The sequence below is a fragment of the Plantibacter sp. CFBP 8775 genome (assembly GCF_014839505.1).
GTDB lineage: Bacteria > Actinomycetota > Actinomycetes > Actinomycetales > Microbacteriaceae > Plantibacter > Plantibacter auratus.
Genome location: NZ_JACYNV010000002.1, coordinates 992,895 through 1,009,615 on the forward strand (window position 1 = coordinate 992,895; position 16,721 = coordinate 1,009,615).

Here is a 16,721-nt window from a genome sequence, read left to right on the forward strand (position 1 = left end):
GAACCCTGCCGAGGGATTCCCGGCCATGGGCCACCGATATCCGGCCATGACCGTGGGGTTCCGTCGATTGGACGGCTGAGCGCACTCCACAAGCAGCCCTCATGAGGCTTTTGTACACAGGGCTTGCATATCACATACCTCATGCCTATCCTCGATATGCAAGGACGGCTGACGAACCCGTCCGCGGACGAGGAGAGCCCCCATGAAGCACCAACGAACCCTGTCGATCGCCGCTGCAGCCGCCACGCTGGCCGTGCTCTCCGCGTGCACGGGCGACGCCGGGGGCGAGCGCGTCGGTCGCTGCGCGATCGCAGACGAGTTCGCCGCTGGCACGCCGGTCGACGCGACGCCGTCCGGTGAGATCACCTTCCAGACCACCGCGCTGAAGGCCTCGTTCTCCGAGTACTTCACCGAACTCATCGAGGAGTTCGAGGCCACCTACCCCGGCACGACCGTCACCTGGGAGGACGACCCTGGCGACGGCAGCTTCGCCACCCGGCTCGTCGCGGACGCGCAGGCGTGCTCGCTGGCAGACGTCGTGAACATGCCGCTCGCCACCGCCGGCGGGCTCCGCGAACAGGGCTTCCTCGCCGACCTCGACGCCGCGTCACCGGGCATCGGCGACGACTTCATCCCGAGCCTGTGGGACAGCCTGGTCCTCCCGGGCGACGACCACCACTACGTGCTCCCCTGGTACTGGGGCCTCATCGGCCTCCAGACGTACAACACCGAGCTCATGCAGCGAGCCGGACTCGACTCGGAGCAGCCGCCGACCACCTTCGAGGAACTCTTCGACGCGGCCGATCAGGTCGCCGAACGGTCGAACGGCGAGTTCAGTGCCTTCTCCGCGAGTCTCGGTCTGCGACTCCCGCTCGAGTGGCAGCTGCAGGAGGCCGAGGTCATCGCCGACGACGGTTCGGCGTTCGTCTTCGCCGACGATCCGGCCGTGCAGGAGTGGACCGAGCGCATGACGCGACTCGCGCTGGCCGGCGGCATCCCGAAGGACTCGATCGCGTCCGACGACGAGCCCACCGCCCTGTTCACCCAGGGTGCAACCGTCTGGGGCTCACCGAACGCCTCGTCGCTCCGGTACGTGCAGGAGGGCAACCCGGGCGTCTACGAGCACGTGGGCGTCTCGTCCCTCCTCGACCGCCGCGGCACGGCGATCGCCGAAGTGCAGACCATCGGTGTCCCGAGCACGAGCACCAACCCGGCCACCGCCATCGCCTTCGCGCGATTCCTCCTCGACGCCGAGCAGCAGAACCGCTTCATCAGCGACCCACGCATCCAGAACTTCCCGAGCACCACCGAGTCGCTCGGCATCCCGAAGCTCACGGACATCACCGGTACCGCCCCCATCGACGAGGCGAACCGTCTCGCCGTCGACCTCGCCGACGAAGCAGAGATCGTCACCATCGTGCAGTGGAGCGACGCAGTGGCGAACGCGGTCAACGCCGAGCTCCAGCTGGCGCTCACCGGGAAGAAGGCGCCGCGTGAGGCACTCCAGGCCGCGCAGGACGCGGCCAACCGGGTCATCGGAGCAGACGCTCGATGACGACCGCGATCCACCTCAACGGAGCGGCGCGTTATCGACCGCCCTGGGTGCCGTTGCTGTGGTGCGCACCCGCGCTGCTCATGATCACGATCTGGAGCGTCGGGCCCTTCGTCGGGACCATCGCGCTGTCGTTCACCGACACGTCCCCGCTCGGCATGGGTGGAGCGTTCGTCGGCCTCGACAACTACCGCTCGATCCTGCAGGACCCCGCGTTCTGGTCCGCGACCGGCAACAGCGTCCTGTACGCGATCATCGCCGTCCCGTTGCTGGTCGTCCTCCCGCTACTGCTCGCGCAGCTCGTCCACACCCGGCTCCCCGGGATGGGGTTCTTCCGCTCCGCCTACGCGGCTCCGATCGTGGCGTCCGTCGTCGCGGTCGGACTGGTCTGGCAGAACCTCCTCGGTGAACAGGGGCCCGTGAACACGGTGCTCCAGCGGGTCGGTCTCATCCAGCAGGCGGTGCCGTTCCTCTCCGAGGGGTCACTCATCCTGCTCAGCGCCATCGCCCTCACGGTGTGGCGTGGGCTCGGGTGGTACCTGATCTTCTACCTGGCGGCGCTCTCGAACATCCCCCGTGAGCTGTACGAGGCGGCCGAGCTCGACGGCGCCGGCCCGACGCGACGGTTCCTCACCATCACGGTGCCGGGCACCCGCCTCACGATGCTCCTCGTCGGGCTCCTCGCCGGCATCGGGTCGCTCCGCGTGTTCAGCGAGGTCTACCTGCTCGGCGGCGCCACCGGTGGTCCGGGAGGCGAGGCACGGACACTCCCGTTCTTCATCCGCGACGCAGCGCTCGACCCGATCACCGGCAACGCGGGCTACGGTGCAGCCGCGAGCGTGGCGCTCTTCGCGCTCACCGCCGTGTTCGCCGTGCTGGCTCAGCGCTTCGGCGGGGAGCGGGACGCATGAGCGCGCACATCGAGCAGCCGCCCGCGCGGCCGCTCCTGCGGCGTCGGCGTCGGCGCTGGCGCTGGTCGAGGACGACACCGGTGCGGTACGCGCTCCTGCTCGTCGTGCTCCTCATCTCCGTCGGCCCGTTGCTGTGGCAGTTCCTGTCGTCGCTCAAGGGCTCCGGTGAGGCACTCTTCGGGCGCGATGCCACCCTGTTCCCCCAGTCGCCGACGCTCGACGCCTACGTCACGATCTTCCGGCAGATCCCCATGGACGCCTACCTGACGAACAGCGCGATCGTCTGCGCACTCACCATCGCCTCCCAGGTGGTATTGCCGACCGCCGCCGGGTACATGCTCTCCCGACGCGGCTGGCGCGGGCGGCGGGTCACCTTCACCGTGCTGATCGTGTCGATGGTCGTGCCCTTCGAGTCGATCATGGTGTCGCTCTTCCTCATGACCCAGGAGCTCGGCCTGCTCGACACCCTCGTCGGCGCATGGCTCCCCGGTGCCGTCTCCGCGATGAACGTCCTCATCATGCGGGCCGCGTTCACGGCGGTGCCCGACGAGATCGAGGACGCCGCGTTCCTCGACGGAGCCTCGGAGTGGCAGCGGTTCACCGCCCTGTTCCTGCCGTCGTCCATCGGCGCGATGCTCGTCGTCGTCGTCAACTCGTTCATCACCGCGTGGGACGACTTCCTCTGGCCGCTCCTCGTCCTGCGGAGCGAGTCGTCGTTCACCGTCTCGCTCGGACTCGCACGACTCTCGGCGTCGTCGTTCGGGTTCGACCCCAGGGTCGTGATGGCCGGATCCATCATCGCCGTCGTCCCGGTCCTCGTGGTGTTCATCGTGCTGCAACGATGGTTCCACCGAGGCGTCGCAGCAGGAGGAGTCAAGTGAGTCAGCAGCCGCACCACCACGAGCACCGTCCCGTCCCGACCGAGGGCCAGTTGCGTTGGCAACAGCACGGGTTCGGCGTGTTCTTCCACTTCGGGGTCAACACCTTCGCCGGCAAGGAATGGAGCGACGGCACGCTGCCCGCCTCGAGCTTCGATCCGAGCGACCTCGATGTGCGGCAGTGGGTGCGCGTGGCGGCCTCGATCGGCGCCGGATACGTCATCCTCACCGCGAAGCATCACGACGGGTTCTGTCTCTGGCCGACCTCGACGACCGACTACAGCGTCGCATCCTCACCGTGGCAGGACGGCCACGGCGACGTCGTGGCCGAGCTCGCTGCAGCCTGTCGCGAGGCGGGCCTCGGACTGGGGCTGTACCTCTCGCCCTGGGATCGCCACGCCCCCGAGTACGCCGACGAGGCGCGCTACGCCGAGGTGTACGCCCGGCAGCTCACCGAACTGTGCACGAACTACGGCGAGCTCGTCGAGCTGTGGTTCGACGGCGCCGGGTCCGAGGGGTACACCTACGACTGGCCCGGCATCTCCGCGATCATCGAACGGCTTCAGCCGCAGGCCATGGTGTTCAACATGGGCGCCCCGACGATCCGCTGGGTGGGTAACGAGAACGGTCTCGCCGAAGACCCGGTGCGGTACGTCGTCGACCACACCGACTTCAGCAACTACACCGTCGTCACCAGCCGGTTCGAGGAGGCCCTCTACCTGCCGCCCGAGTGCGACGTCTCGATCCGTCGCGGCTGGTTCTGGCACCCGGACGACGAGCCGAAGTCGGTGGAGCATCTGCTCGCGATCTTCTACCGGTCCGTCGGACTCGGCGCGAACCTGCTCCTCAACCTCCCACCCGACACCCGTGGGCTCCTCCCCGACGCCGATGTGGAACGCGTGACCGCCTGGGCCGCGGAGCGCGACCGACGCTTCGCACAGCCGATCCCGGGAACGCTGACCACCGACGGGTCGACGGCCACCGTCACGTTCGCGGAGCCGGTCACCTTCGATCACCTCCGGCTGCACGAAAACCTCACCGCCGGACAGCTCATCGACCGCCACGAGGTCCGCACACCGGACGGCCGCACGCTCGTCAAAGCCGGTTCCGTCGGCGTCTCGAGGGTGCACGTGTTCGAACCGGTCACGACCGACCGGCTGACGATCGCGCTCGTCCCCGACGTCACCGACGACGCGGGTCGCCCTGCGGAAGCACCGGTACCGATGCTCCTCGCGGTCACCGCGCTCCACACTGGCTCGAGCACCGTCCCCGAGCTGCCGGTCGGATACGAGGCACCGACGGACGCCCCCGACTGAGCGGGCCGCGCCTCGACGCGGAACTAGGCTGGAGGGCGTGCAGGCGCTTCCCGAACCACTCGACACGAGTGCGCTCACCCGGCCGCTTCCCCGTCACGAGGTTCGAGAGCAGTGGCGAGCCTTCGTCGGGGAGGACCCCGGCGCCCGCGATCGCATCGGGCGAATCCGACGGCTCACCACCACCCTCGGCGCGATCGGTGGACTGTTCGGCATCTTCTTCTTCGGCCTGGTCGGCCTGCTCGCCTACGCTCAAGGCGGCAGGAACGCGGGAGGGATCGCCTTCGGCATGGGCACGCTCGTGGTGGTCATGATCCTCCTCGCCGTGATCCTCGTCCGCATGACGATCAGGGTCTGGTCGCGGAGGACCATGCGACGCACACACCTCCGCCTCGCCACCTTCGCCGAGGCCAACGGGTTCGACTACCGCGTCGGTCCCATCGCCCTCCAGCGCGACATGCCCTGGCGGAGCCGCGGGTCGGTGAACCTCCATCGAGTCCTCCGGAGCCGGGAGCCGCGTGGCATCGAGATCGCCGACTACGAGGTCATGGGCAACCGCAAGAACCTCGCGGCCCCCTTCGGCGGCTACTGCGCGCTCCGGATGCCCGTCGCCCTCCCCCACATCCTGCTCCGCGCCCAGGACGGCCGCCGCCGAGGGATGACTGGCGCCGGCGCCCCGGCCGATACGCAGCGGCTCAGCCTCGAGGGCGGCTTCGACCGACACTTCCACCTCTACTGCCCGGTCGGCTACGAGGCCGATGCCCTCTACCTGTTCACGCCCGACGTGATGGCGCGACTGCTCGACCACGTGCGCGGCTTCGACGTGGAGATCGTCGACGACTGGCTCCTGCTCGTGACCAGCGACGACCTCGTCACGACGAAGGTCGACGATTGGCAGGACATCGCCGCCGCTGTCGACGCCGTGGACGACCGCATCGAACGCTGGGCCCGGTGGCGGGAGACCCGAGGTGACCGGCGAAGCGCCAAGGCGGACGAGTCGGCCTCGACCGCGGCGGCCGGGCGCGTCAGCACCCGTGGTCGGCGCCTCAGCGTCCGGATGAGCATCGACGACATCCTCATGTGGAGCGCGCTCGGGCTGTTCGTCGTCGGCACGATCATCGGGCTCCGATAGCGCGCCCGAACGCGCCCGAACCGACCCGGGTCAGTCGCCGTACTCGTCGAGGAAGGTGTCCGACTCGGCATCGAGCGCACATCCCTCGGCGGCGGCCTCGGCCGGGGTGCGGTCGCCGGCGTCGATGATGGTGCTCGCCCGCTCCGCGATGCACCGTTCCATCGCCCGCTCGGCGGCTGCTGGGTCGGCGGCGGTGAACCCGCCGGTCGCTGCGACGATCGCGAGGACCGCTCCGACACCGGCGACGAGGACGGTCCCACCGATCGCGAGCTTCCACCCGAGCCTCGTCGGCTCGGCCGTCCCCTCATCGCCCGGCTCCTGCTGCTCCGTCTGCGTGAACACGTCCGTCATCGGTCGACCCCCGTCGTTCAGCGCGCCACCCCCGGCGCGTCGCCCCAGGCTAGCAAGCGCCGACGTCGCACAGCACGATCGACGACACCTCGACGCGAGACGGCCTCCCGCTGGTGGGCAGGAGGCCGTCTCGGTCGGATCGTCCCGGGGCTAGAACCCCTGGGCGAGGCGGTAGTACGCGTTGTTCCAGCGCACCTCGCGCTGGAAGTCGCGCGTGGTGGTCGACTCGTCGATCACGAGGAGCTCGGTCTTGGCGATCTCCGCGAAGTCGGCGAACACCTCGACCCCGACCGCGGTCGACATGACGGTGTGGTGCGCGGCACCGGCGGTCAGCCAGGCAGCGGCCGAGGTCGCGAAGTCCGGAGCCGGCTTCCATACGGCGCGCCCGACGGGCAGCTTCGGCAGGGCCTCGATGGGCTGGACGACCTCGACGACGTTCGCCGTCAGCCGGAAGCGGTCGCGCATGTCGCTCATCGCGACGACGACGGCGGGGCCGGAGTCGGCCGTGAAGACGAGGCGCACCGGGTCCTCCTTGCCGCCGATGCCGAGCGGGTGCACCTCGAGGGTGGCACGAGCCGAGGAGAGCGTCGGGCTGACCTCGAGCATGTGCGCACCGAGGATGAGCTCGTTGCCGGGCTCCATGTGGTACGTGTAGTCCTCCATGAGCGAGGCGCCGCCGGGGAGGCCGGCACCCATGACGGACGCGGCGCGCACGAGGACGGCGGTCTTCCAGTCGCCCTCCGCACCGAAGCCGTAGCCGTCGGCCATGAGGCGCTGGACGGCGAGGCCCGGCAGCTGACGCAGCTCGCCGAGGTCCTCGAAGCTCGTCGTGAACGCAGCGAAGTCACCGGCCTCGAGGAAGGAGCGCAGGCCCAGCTCGATCGCGGCGCCGTAGCGGAGCGACTCGTGCCGCTCGCCACCCTTCCGCAGCTCGGGGACGACGTCGTACAGCTCCTCGTACTCGGCGACGAGCGCGTCGATGTCGGCGTCCGTCGACGCGTGCACGGCCTCGGCGAGCTCGTTGACGCTCCAGGTGTTGACCTGCACACCGAACCGCAGCTCGGCCTCGGTCTTGTCGCCCTCGGTGACGGCGACGTAACGCATGTTGTCGCCGAAGCGTGCGAGCTTGAGCTCGTGCGTGGCCGCCCAACCGGCGGCGGCGCGCTGCCAGGTGCCGACCTCACGCTGGACGCGCGGGTCGGAGACGTGGCCGACGACCGTCTTGCGGGCGACGCCCAGACGCGTCTGGATGTACCCGAACTCGCGGTCGCCGTGCGCGGCCTGGTTGAGGTTCATGAAGTCGAAGTCGATCTCCGACCACGGCAGCTCGACGTTGGCCTGCGTGTGGAGGTGGAGCAGCGGCTTCTGCAGCGCGTCCAGGCCAGCGATCCACATCTTGGCCGGGCTGAAGGTGTGCATCCAGGTGACGAGACCGATGACACTGTCGTCGGCGTTCGCGTCGAGCATGGCGCGACGGATGGATTCAGAGTCCTTGAGGACGGGCTTCCACTCGATCCGCACGGGGACGTCGGCGGCGGCGCCGAGCTCGGCGGCGATGGCCTGGGACTGCTCGGCGACCTGACGGAGGGTCTCCTCGCCGTACAGGTTCTGGCTGCCGGTGAGGAACCAGACGGTGTAGTGGTCGAGCGTGGTGGTGGGCTTCGGCATTGGTGGGTTCTTTCTTGAGGTCGTTTCGATCCCTGAGCCTGTCGAAGGGCGGGACCGTGGTGGGGTGGCCCTTCGACAAGCTCAGGGACCGGGAGGGTGTCAGGGACCGGGATCGGACCGGAGGTCGTTCTGGCTAGAGCGCGCCCTGCGGCGCCTGGCCGTAGACGTTCTGGTAGCGGTCGAACAGGGCGTCGATCGCTTCGGTCGGCATGGGCTTCGGCTCGCCGAGCTGACGCGAGATGTGCACGGTACGGGCGACGTCCTCGACCATGACCGCGGCCTTCACGGCGTCGCGGGCGTCCTTCCCGATCGTGAACGGCCCGTGGTTCTGCATGAGTACGGCGCGCGAGCGGTGACCGGTGAGCGTCTCGACGATGCCGCGTCCGATCGAGTCGTCGCCGATGATCGAGAACGGACCGATCGGGACCTCCCCGCCGAACTCGTCGGCCATCGCCGTGATGACGCACGGGATGGGCTCGGCGCGTGCCGCCCAGGCCACCGCGTAGGTGGAGTGGGTGTGCACGACGCCGCCGACCTCGGGCATATGCCGGTAGACGTATGCGTGTGCCGCGGTGTCGCTCGACGGCGACCGCTCAGCACCGGGCGTGCCCGGGATGACGTTGCCGTCGAGGTCGCAGAGGATCATGTTCTCGGGCGCGAGGTCGTCGTAGTCGACGCCGGAGGGCTTGATGACGAAGAGGTCGGCTCCCGGCACCCGTCCGGAGACGTTGCCGCCGGTCCAGATGACGAGCCCGTACCGGACGAGCTCGCCGTGCAGCTTGGCGACGTCGGACCGGACGCGCGCGATCGCGACCTCGATCTCGGGTGAGTAGGTGTTCACGCGGTTGCTCCTTCGAGGGCGGTGGTCTCGGTGTCGGTCGGCAGGCTGTCGACGCCGCCACCGAGGGCGGCTCGGCGGATGCGCTTCAGGCGCTTCATGACGTCGTTGGCACCACGACCGAAGTAGTCGTGCAGCGTCGCGTACTCCGCGTAGAGCAGGTCGTACGCGTCGGCCGCGGCCTCGTTCGGCGTGTAGACGGCGCGGTTCACCTTGCCCATGGCGGCGCTGGCGGCCGGGACGTCAGGGTAGGCCCCGGCGGCGACGGCCGCATGGATGGCCGAGCCGAGCGCGGGCCCCTGGTCGCTCGCCGTGATGGAGATCGGCAGGCGGAGGATGTCGGAGTACGTCTGCATGAGGAAGGGGTTCCGCTGCAGACCGCCGGCGACGATGAACTCGGTGACGGGGACGCCCGAGGCGTTGAACGTCTCGACGATCTTCCGGGTGCCGAACGCGGTCGCTTCGAACAATGCGCGGTAGACCTCCTCGGTGCGGGTCGTGAGTGTCAGGCCGAGGACCGTGCCGGAGAGCTCGTGGTCGACGAGGACCGAGCGGTTGCCCGAGTGCCAGTCGAGGGCGACGAGCCCGTGCGCGCCGACGGGCTGGTCCTGGATGAGCGAGGTGAGGTACTCGTGGATGCTGACACCACGCGCCGCGGCCTCCTCGGTGTACCGGGCGGGGACCTGGTTCGCGACGTACCAGGCGAAGATGTCGCCGACGCCCGACTGCCCGGCCTCGTAGCCGTAGAGGCCGGCGATGATGCCGCCGTCGACGACGCCGCACATGCCCGGGACCTCGCGGAGGACGTCGCCGTTCATGACGTGGCAGGTGGAGGTGCCCATGATCGCGACCATCTGGCCGGGCGAGACGGCCTGCGCCGCGGGTGCTGCGACGTGCGCGTCGACGTTCCCGACCGCGACCGCGATGCCCTCGCGGAGACCGGTCCACGCTGCGGCCTCGGCCGACAGGGTGCCGGCGGCGGCGCCCAGTTCACCGATCTCGTGGGCGACCTTGTCGTCGGCGAACCGCTCGAACGCGGGGTTGAGGGCCGCGAGGAACTCGTGGCTCGGGTAGGCACCGTCCTGGTAGATGCCCTTGTAGCCGGCGGTGCAGGCGTTCCGCACGTAGGTGCCGGTGAGCTGCCAGATGATCCAGTCGGCCGCCTCGACCCAGTGGTCCATGCGCTCGTAGAGTTCGGGGTCCTCCTCGAGGAGCTGGAGTCCCTTGGCGAACTCCCACTCGCTCGAGATGAGGCCTCCGTACCGCGGCAGCCAGGACTCGCCCCGCTCGGCGGCGAGCTCGTTGATGCGGTCCGCCTGCGGCTGCGCGGAGTGGTGCTTCCACAGCTTCACGTAGGCGTGCGGGCGGTCGGCGTACTCGGGCAGCTCGTTGAGCGGCGTCCCGTCGGCGATGACGGGGACCATGGTGCAGGCGGTGAAGTCGGTGCCGATGCCGATGACGGCGGCGGGGTCGATCCCGGCGGCCTCGACGGCGCGCGGCACAGCGGATTGCATGACGGCGACGTAGTCGGCCGGCACCTGCAGCGCCCAGTCGGGCGGCAGCGCGGCGCCGGTCGAGGCGAGCTCACGGTCCATGACGGCGTGCGGGTAGTCGAGCACCGCCGACCCGAGTTCGGCACCGTCGGACACACGCACGACGACGGCTCGGCCGGACAGCGTGCCGAAGTCGACACCGATCGTGTAGGTCTCTGCGTGCGTGGCTGTCGCCTGCTCGGGGGCGCTGGCGGCCGGGTTCTGCTCGGTGTTCACCGGTGGGACTCCTTCGTCGATCTGGTGCTCGGTTGATTCGCGATGCTGTGGTGCAAGCGGGTGGGGCGGATGCTCGGCCGGGTGGATCAGGGCTGGGCCGCGCTCCAGTGTACAACGTTGTATATTGCCGTGGCCATGGACAGGGCGATGCGATTTCGACTCATGCGAGACCGCCCATCGCCTCGATGACGGCGCGGGTGTCGAGCGGCTCGGAATCCGGCGCCTCAGCAGCGCCCACGGTCCCCACGATCCGGCCCGCGCGGACGGCGACGACCCGGTCGCAGACGGCCGCGAGCGCCGCAGGGTCCTCGCTCGAGACGACGACCGCCCGGCCGGACGCCGCGAGCGATCGGATCAGGGCGTACCGCTCAGCCCGCCGACGTCCGTCCTCGGAGCCGGGGGCGCCCGCCCGACCGAACGGTTCGGCGAGCAGCACGGCGCGCGCCCGCGTGTCCGCGATGATCCGGAGCGACTCGGTGAACTGGTCGGCGTCCGGCCCGCGGTGCACGCCGGGGAGCGCGGCGACCAGGCCGCTCGGCGCGGTGGTCGCCCGGTAGTCGCGCCGCGGGTCGGCCACACCGAGCCGGACCATCCTCGTGAGGGCGTCCGGGGAGACGCTCGACGGTACCCCGCCGAGGAAGGAGAGGTCGAAGCGGATCGGGTGCTCCGTCGTGTAGAGGACCCCCGCGGCGCGCGCCAGCTCCGTCGTCGAGACGTCGACCGCCGCACCGTCGAGCGCCACCGAACCACGGGTCCGTGCGCCGTACGACCGGCCGAAGACGCTCAACAGCACCTCCCCGGCACCGGAGTCGGGCGGACCGAACAGCCCGAGCACCTCCCCCGGCGCGCAGGCGAAGGACAGGTCGTCGACGACGATCCGCTCAGGGTCCGCCGGGTGGCTCGCGGTCCAGTGTTCGACGGTGAGGCCGGCAGCCGTCACCGACGGTGCGATCACCGAGGCACCGTCCGACGTCGATGATCCGCCGGCAACCGGACGGAACGCGTCGATGCCGCCCACCCCGGCGGCCAACGCCGCGAGCACCTCGCGTTCACCGTTCACGGCCGACAGCCGGATCGGGGGCGACGGGTCACCACCGACGGCGATCACGGTCGCGGCCGATGCGACGCTCGCCAGCCCGGTCACGGCCCCGGTCGCGAGCAGGACACCGGGTGCGGGGTCGGCGGTTCGAGGAGCTCGGGCCACCTCGACCATCGCTTGCTGCCAACGCTCGACCTCGTCCGCTCGGAGTGCGGGGCCGCTGTCGTCGATCACGATGAGCGACGCCTCCGCGGCGACCGCCCTGGCGAGCTCCACGAGCCGACGCTCCACGACCGACAGGACACCGGCGGAGTCCGTGGGTGACCGGTCGAGCCCGACGACGCCCAGGGCGCGGTGGATCCGCTCGGCATCGCTCTGCCTCAAAGACGTCCGGTCGGCGAGCGGTCCTCGGAGGAATCGCGTGACCGTCTCCCGCAGTCCAACCCCACGCTCGGACCCGAGCAGCACGTTCTCACCGATGGTCTGCGACCAGCTGATGGCCTGCCCGGCCGTCACGACGGCCACCCCGGAGGCACTCGACGCGGCCCGTGACGACAACCGCGCCGGCCTGCCGTCGACGAGCACCGTCTCGGAGCCGGACACCCTGGCCGCGCCGCGCGGTCCGGTGGACGTCCCGGACAACCGCGCGATCAGGTGCCGGAGGAGCGGCACCGGTCCGAGCACGGCGTGCACCGTACCGAAGGGCACCTGGAGCAACGGCCGGCCGTCCCGCAGGATCGCGAGCGCCGCCGGCGGGACCCGCGAGGAGTCGGGCTCAGCGGTCGCTTCGCCACCACGCACGGAGGCGAGGGCACCGGCCAGGTCGCCGGTGCTCTCGCCTCCGTGGTGGATGTCCATGCGTCGGATCGATCCAGGTTCCGCGGTCGCGGACCTCGGGATCAGCGTCCGCCGCTGCGGCGCTTGTTGTAGACGTCGAACGCGACGGCCAGCAGCAGCACGAGGCCCTTGACGGCCTGCTGCCACTCGATGCCGAGGCCGATGATCGACATACCGTTGTTCAGCACACCGATGATGAGACCACCGATGATCGCGCCGCCGATGGTACCGACGCCGCCCTGCACCGCGGCTCCACCGATGAAGGCCGCGGAGATCGCCTCGAGTTCGAAGCCGTCACCGGCCTTCGGACCGGCGAGGTTCAGGCGGGCCGTGAAGATGAGGCCGGCGAGCGCCGCGAGGAAGCCCATGTTGACGAACAGGAAGAAGTCGACCTTACGGGTCTTGATGCCGGACAGCTCCGCGGCGTGACGGTTGCCACCGATCGCGTAGATGTGACGGCCGAAGACCGAGCGGTTCATGACGATGCCGTAGACGAGCACGAGGACGGCCAGCACGATGAGCGTGACCGGGATGCCCTTGTACGCGGCGAGGGCGTACACGAAGAAGCCGATGCCCGCGATGATGAGCACGAGCTTGGCGACGAACCACGGGAACGGCTCGGTGTCCTGGCCGTACTTCTGACGGCCGAGGCGCGTGCGGACCTGCTGCACGACGAGGCCGACGACGGCGATGACACCGATACCGAGCGTCAGCGGGTCGATCGGGAAGTCACCGAACACGTCGTTCAGGAAGCCGTTGCCGAGCGCGCGGTACTCCGCTGGGAAGGAACCGATGTTGGCGTTGCCGAGCACCACGAGCGCGAGGCCGCGGAAGATGAGCATGCCGGCCAGCGTCACGATGAACGCCGGGATCCCGACGTAGGCGATCCAGAAGCCCTGCCAGACACCGACGAGCGCGCCGATGGCGAGCGACAGGATGATCGCGATCCACCACGGCATCTGCATCTGCACGGCGAACACACCGGAGACCGCACCGACGAAGGCCGCGACGGAACCGACCGACAGGTCGATGTGGCCGGCGATGATGACCATCACCATGCCGATCGCGAGGACGAGGATGTACCCGTTCTGCACGATCAGGTTGGAGATGTTCTGCGGCCGCAGCAGGATGCCGTCGGTGATGACGGCGAAGAACACGACGACGAGCAGGAGGGCGATGAAGATGCCGTTCTTGCCGAGGTCGCTGAGGATGTGGGTCAGCCAGCTCGTGAAGCGGTTGGTGGCCGGGTTCACGAGGCCGCCGGCGGCGGTGCCGTCGCCTGCCGGGACGGTGGGTTTGGTGTCCAGATCGGACATTGCGGTTCTCCTTCGATCCGTCCGCGCCCGCGTCAGCGGGGCTTCTCCATGGTCATGAGTTTGAGGAGCGCTTCGGGATTCGCTTCCTCGATCGGCAGTTCGCCGGTGATGCGGCCCTCGCTGAGGGCGTAGATGCGGTCGCAGATGCCGATGAGCTCGGGGAGCTCGGAGGAGATGACGATGACGCCCTTCCCCTCGGCGGCGAGGCGGTTGATGATCGTGTAGATCTCGTACTTCGCGCCGACGTCGATGCCGCGGGTGGGCTCATCGAGGATGAGGACGTCGGGGTCGGAGTAGATCCACTTCGAGAGGACGACCTTCTGCTGGTTGCCGCCCGAGAGCTTCCCGGTCTTCGCGAGCACGTTCGGAGCCTTGATGTTCATGCTCTTCCGGTACTCCTCGGCGACCTTGTACTCCTCGTTGTCGTTGACGAGTCCGCCGCGTTCGAGCTTCTTCAGCGAGGCCATCGAGATGTTCCGCTTGATGTCCTCGATGAGGTTGAGGCCGTAGTACTTGCGGTCCTCGGTGGCGTACGCGAGCCCGTTGTCGATCGCCTCCGACACCGTCCGGGTGCGGATCTCGGTGCCGTTCTTGAAGACCTTGCCGCTGATGCGGCTGCCGTACGACTGACCGAACAGGCTCATCGCGAACTCGGTGCGTCCGGCGCCCATGAGGCCGGCGATGCCGACGATCTCACCCGCGCGGACGTTGAGGTTGACGGCGTCCACCATCACGCGGGTCGGGTCCTGCGGGTGGTGGGCGGTCCAGTCCTCGACGCGCAGGATCTCCTCGCCGATGTTCGGCGTGTGGTCCGGGTAGCGGTGCTCGAGGTCGCGGCCGACCATGTCCTTGATGATGCGCTCTTCGGTGACGTCGTTCTTCACGATCGTCTCGATGGTCTTGCCGTCGCGGATGACCGTGACGGTGTCGGCGACCTTCTTGATCTCGTTGAGCTTGTGGCTGATGATGATCGACGTGATCCCCTGCTCCTTGAGGTGCAGGATCAGGTCGAGCAGGTGATCGGAGTCCTCGTCGTTCAGTGCGGCGGTCGGCTCGTCGAGGATGAGGAGCTTCACGCGCTTCGAGAGGGCCTTCGCGATCTCGACGAGCTGCTGCTTGCCGACGCCGATCTCGAGGATCTTGGTCGTCGGGTTCTCCCGCAGGCCGACCCGGGCGAGCAATGCTGCCGCCTCCTGGTTGGTGCGGTTCCAGTCGATGAGGCCGAGCGGCCCCTTCAGCTCGTTGTTGAGGAAGATGTTCTCCGCGATGGAGAGGTAGGGGCTGAGGGCCAGCTCCTGGTGGATGATGACGATGCCCTTGGACTCCGAGTCGCGGATGTCCTTGAACTCCATCGTCTCGCCCTCGAAGACGATGTCGCCCTCGTAGGTGCCGAACGGGTAGACGCCGGACAACACCTTCATGAGCGTCGACTTGCCGGCGCCGTTCTCACCGCAGATGGCGTGCACGGTACCGCGCTGCACATCGAGCGTGACGTTCGAGAGGGCCTTGACGCCGGGGAAGGTCTTGATGATGTTGCGCATCTCGAGGATGCTCGTGGTCTCGCCTGACACCGTGTCTCCTTACAGGTGATCGTCGTTGAACCGGGCCCTCCGACAGGCTCAGGGATCGGAAGTGATTCCGTTCCCTGAGCCTGTCGAAAGGGGTGTTGCAGGACTGACTAGCCCTTGATCTCGTCTTCGGTCCAGTAACCGGAGTCCACGAGGACCTCCTGGATGTTGTCCTTGACGACGATCTGCGACTCGAGGAGGAAGGACGGGACGACCTTCTTGCCGTTGTCGTAGTCCTCGGTGTTGTTGACCTCGGGCTTCTCACCGTTCAGCACGGCGACGGCCATCTTGACGGCTTCGCTCGCCAGCTGGCGGGTGTCCTTGAAGATGGTCGCGTACTGCTCGCCGGACTCGATGGCCTTGACCGAGTCGAGCTCGGCGTCCTGGCCGGAGATGACGGGCCAGCCGTCGCCCACCGAGTAGCCGGCGTCGGTCAGCGCCGAGATGATGCCTCGCGAGATGCCGTCGTAGGGCGACAGGACCGCGTTGACCTTGCTGCCGTCGGAGTAGGTCGACGTGAGGATGTTCTCCATGCGCTTCTGCGCGGTCTCACCGTCCCAACGGAGCGTTGCAGCCTGCTCGAAGGAGGTCTGGCCACTGGCGACCTTGAGGGTGCCCGCGTCGATGAACGGCTTCAGGGTGTCCTGAGCGCCGTCCCAGAAGAACGTGGCGTTGTTGTCGTCGGGCGAGCCGGCGAACATCTCGATGTTGAACGGACCGGCGGGTGCGCCCTCGGTGGGCTTGCCCTCGAGGTCGACGAGGCCGAGGCCGTTGAGGACCGAGTTGGCCTGCTGCACGCCGACCTTGTAGTTGTCGAACGACGCGTAGTAGTCGACGTTCTCGCTGTCGCGGATCAGGCGGTCGTAGGCGATGACGGGGATGTCGCCGTCCTTGGCCTCCTGGAGCACGCTCGTGAGCGTGGTGCCGTCGATCGAGGCGATGATCAGGACGGAGGCGCCCTTGGTGATCATGTTCTCGATCTGCGAGACCTGGGTCGGGATGTCGTCCTCGGCGTACTGCAGGTCGACCTTGAATCCCTCCTTCTCCAGCTGCTCCTTGACGGCGTTGCCGTCCTGGATCCAGCGCTCGGAGCTCTTGGTGGGCATCGCGACGCCGACGAGCTTGCCGTCGCCTTCGCCGCCGCCCGATCCGCCGCTTGCGCCGCCGGAGCAGCCGGCGAGAGACACGACCATCGTGCCTGCGGCCAGCGTGGCGAGGAGCATTCTCTTCTTCACTGTGTGGTTCCTTCCCTAGGGAGTTGCTTGGACGTCATTGTCATGCGCAGGTCTGTCGGCTTCGATGTGTCCAGCTCATCGAGGCCGCTCGTCGACGACGTGGCGTTCGCGGGTGCGGGTGCGGACGCCTCGTCGTGATGCCGGCGAGGGTGCAGGGAGAGGTGGCCGGCGGAGAGCCGGGCCGAGAGGGAGCTGTGGTCGGATCGATCGGTGCCGTGGATCGGGAGGCGGCTCATCGCCGACCTGCTCGCTCCATTGCGCTTCGTTCCCACGTCGACTTCCTCGTCACTCCGAATGTGACCGTTCACATTGTG

Annotated in this window: 13 protein-coding genes; 5 read left to right on the forward strand and 8 right to left on the reverse strand. The window is 68.7% G+C overall.

All coding sequences use genetic code 11. The annotated features are described in order from the left end of the window. Positions 1–202: 202 nt before the first annotated feature. From IFR14_RS16990 to IFR14_RS17010, 5 genes are read left to right on the forward strand one after another with little or no spacing between them, the layout of a single operon-like run. Positions 203–1,555: an extracellular solute-binding protein gene (locus tag IFR14_RS16990; RefSeq protein ID WP_191941719.1), complete on the forward strand. Its 1,353-nt coding sequence runs from the start codon at positions 203–205 to the stop codon at positions 1,553–1,555. Continuing rightward, positions 1,552–2,463: a carbohydrate ABC transporter permease gene (locus IFR14_RS16995; protein ID WP_124769977.1), complete on the forward strand. Its 912-nt coding sequence runs from the start codon at positions 1,552–1,554 to the stop codon at positions 2,461–2,463. The genes IFR14_RS16990 and IFR14_RS16995 overlap by 4 nt, the downstream gene beginning before the upstream one ends. Continuing rightward, positions 2,460–3,344: a carbohydrate ABC transporter permease gene (locus tag IFR14_RS17000; protein WP_191941720.1), complete on the forward strand. Its 885-nt coding sequence runs from the start codon at positions 2,460–2,462 to the stop codon at positions 3,342–3,344. Before IFR14_RS16995 ends, IFR14_RS17000 begins: the two co-directional genes overlap by 4 nt. After that, the gene (locus tag IFR14_RS17005) at positions 3,341–4,657 is read left to right on the forward strand and encodes an alpha-L-fucosidase (protein WP_342365729.1); all 1,317 of its coding nucleotides are present in this window, start codon (positions 3,341–3,343) and stop codon (positions 4,655–4,657) included. Before IFR14_RS17000 ends, IFR14_RS17005 begins: the two co-directional genes overlap by 4 nt. A gap of 37 nt (positions 4,658–4,694) precedes the next feature. Beyond that, positions 4,695–5,786, forward strand: coding sequence for a hypothetical protein (locus IFR14_RS17010; RefSeq protein WP_191941722.1), 1,092 nt, complete (start codon positions 4,695–4,697; stop codon positions 5,784–5,786). Positions 5,787–5,816: 30 nt separating this feature from the next. Here IFR14_RS17010 and IFR14_RS17015 read toward each other — a convergent pair whose 3' ends face one another. The 8 genes from IFR14_RS17015 to chvE all read right to left on the reverse strand — a co-directional run bounded on the left by IFR14_RS17015 (position 5,817) and on the right by chvE (position 16,395). Next, on the reverse strand, positions 5,817–6,137 hold the full coding sequence (locus IFR14_RS17015; RefSeq protein WP_191941723.1) for a hypothetical protein: 321 nt from the start codon (positions 6,135–6,137) through the stop codon (positions 5,817–5,819). A gap of 150 nt (positions 6,138–6,287) precedes the next feature. Next, complete coding sequence (gene araA, locus IFR14_RS17020) at positions 6,288–7,805, reverse strand: L-arabinose isomerase (protein WP_056014267.1); 1,518 nt, start codon at positions 7,803–7,805, stop codon at positions 6,288–6,290. Between the two features lie 133 nt (positions 7,806–7,938). Beyond that, the gene (locus tag IFR14_RS17025) at positions 7,939–8,646 is read right to left on the reverse strand and encodes an L-ribulose-5-phosphate 4-epimerase (protein ID WP_071258853.1); all 708 of its coding nucleotides are present in this window, start codon (positions 8,644–8,646) and stop codon (positions 7,939–7,941) included. Beyond that, a complete protein-coding gene (gene araB, locus IFR14_RS17030; protein WP_371413698.1) occupies positions 8,643–10,340 on the reverse strand; it encodes a ribulokinase in 1,698 nt (565 codons plus the stop codon). Before araB ends, IFR14_RS17025 begins: the two co-directional genes overlap by 4 nt. A gap of 232 nt (positions 10,341–10,572) precedes the next feature. After that, entirely contained in the window at positions 10,573–12,309 is a 1,737-nt protein-coding gene (locus tag IFR14_RS17035; protein WP_191941724.1) for a hypothetical protein, read from the reverse strand. A gap of 41 nt (positions 12,310–12,350) precedes the next feature. Then, positions 12,351–13,604 carry a multiple monosaccharide ABC transporter permease gene (gene mmsB / locus IFR14_RS17040; protein WP_085512640.1) on the reverse strand — a complete coding sequence of 418 codons (1,254 nt, stop codon included), beginning with the start codon at positions 13,602–13,604 and terminating at the stop codon, positions 12,351–12,353. A 32-nt stretch (positions 13,605–13,636) separates the two neighbouring features. Then, entirely contained in the window at positions 13,637–15,145 is a 1,509-nt protein-coding gene (mmsA, locus tag IFR14_RS17045) for a multiple monosaccharide ABC transporter ATP-binding protein (RefSeq protein WP_064295024.1), read from the reverse strand. Between the two features lie 137 nt (positions 15,146–15,282). After that, on the reverse strand, positions 15,283–16,395 hold the full coding sequence (chvE, locus tag IFR14_RS17050; protein ID WP_079706775.1) for a multiple monosaccharide ABC transporter substrate-binding protein: 1,113 nt from the start codon (positions 16,393–16,395) through the stop codon (positions 15,283–15,285). Positions 16,396–16,721: the final 326 nt, after the last annotated feature.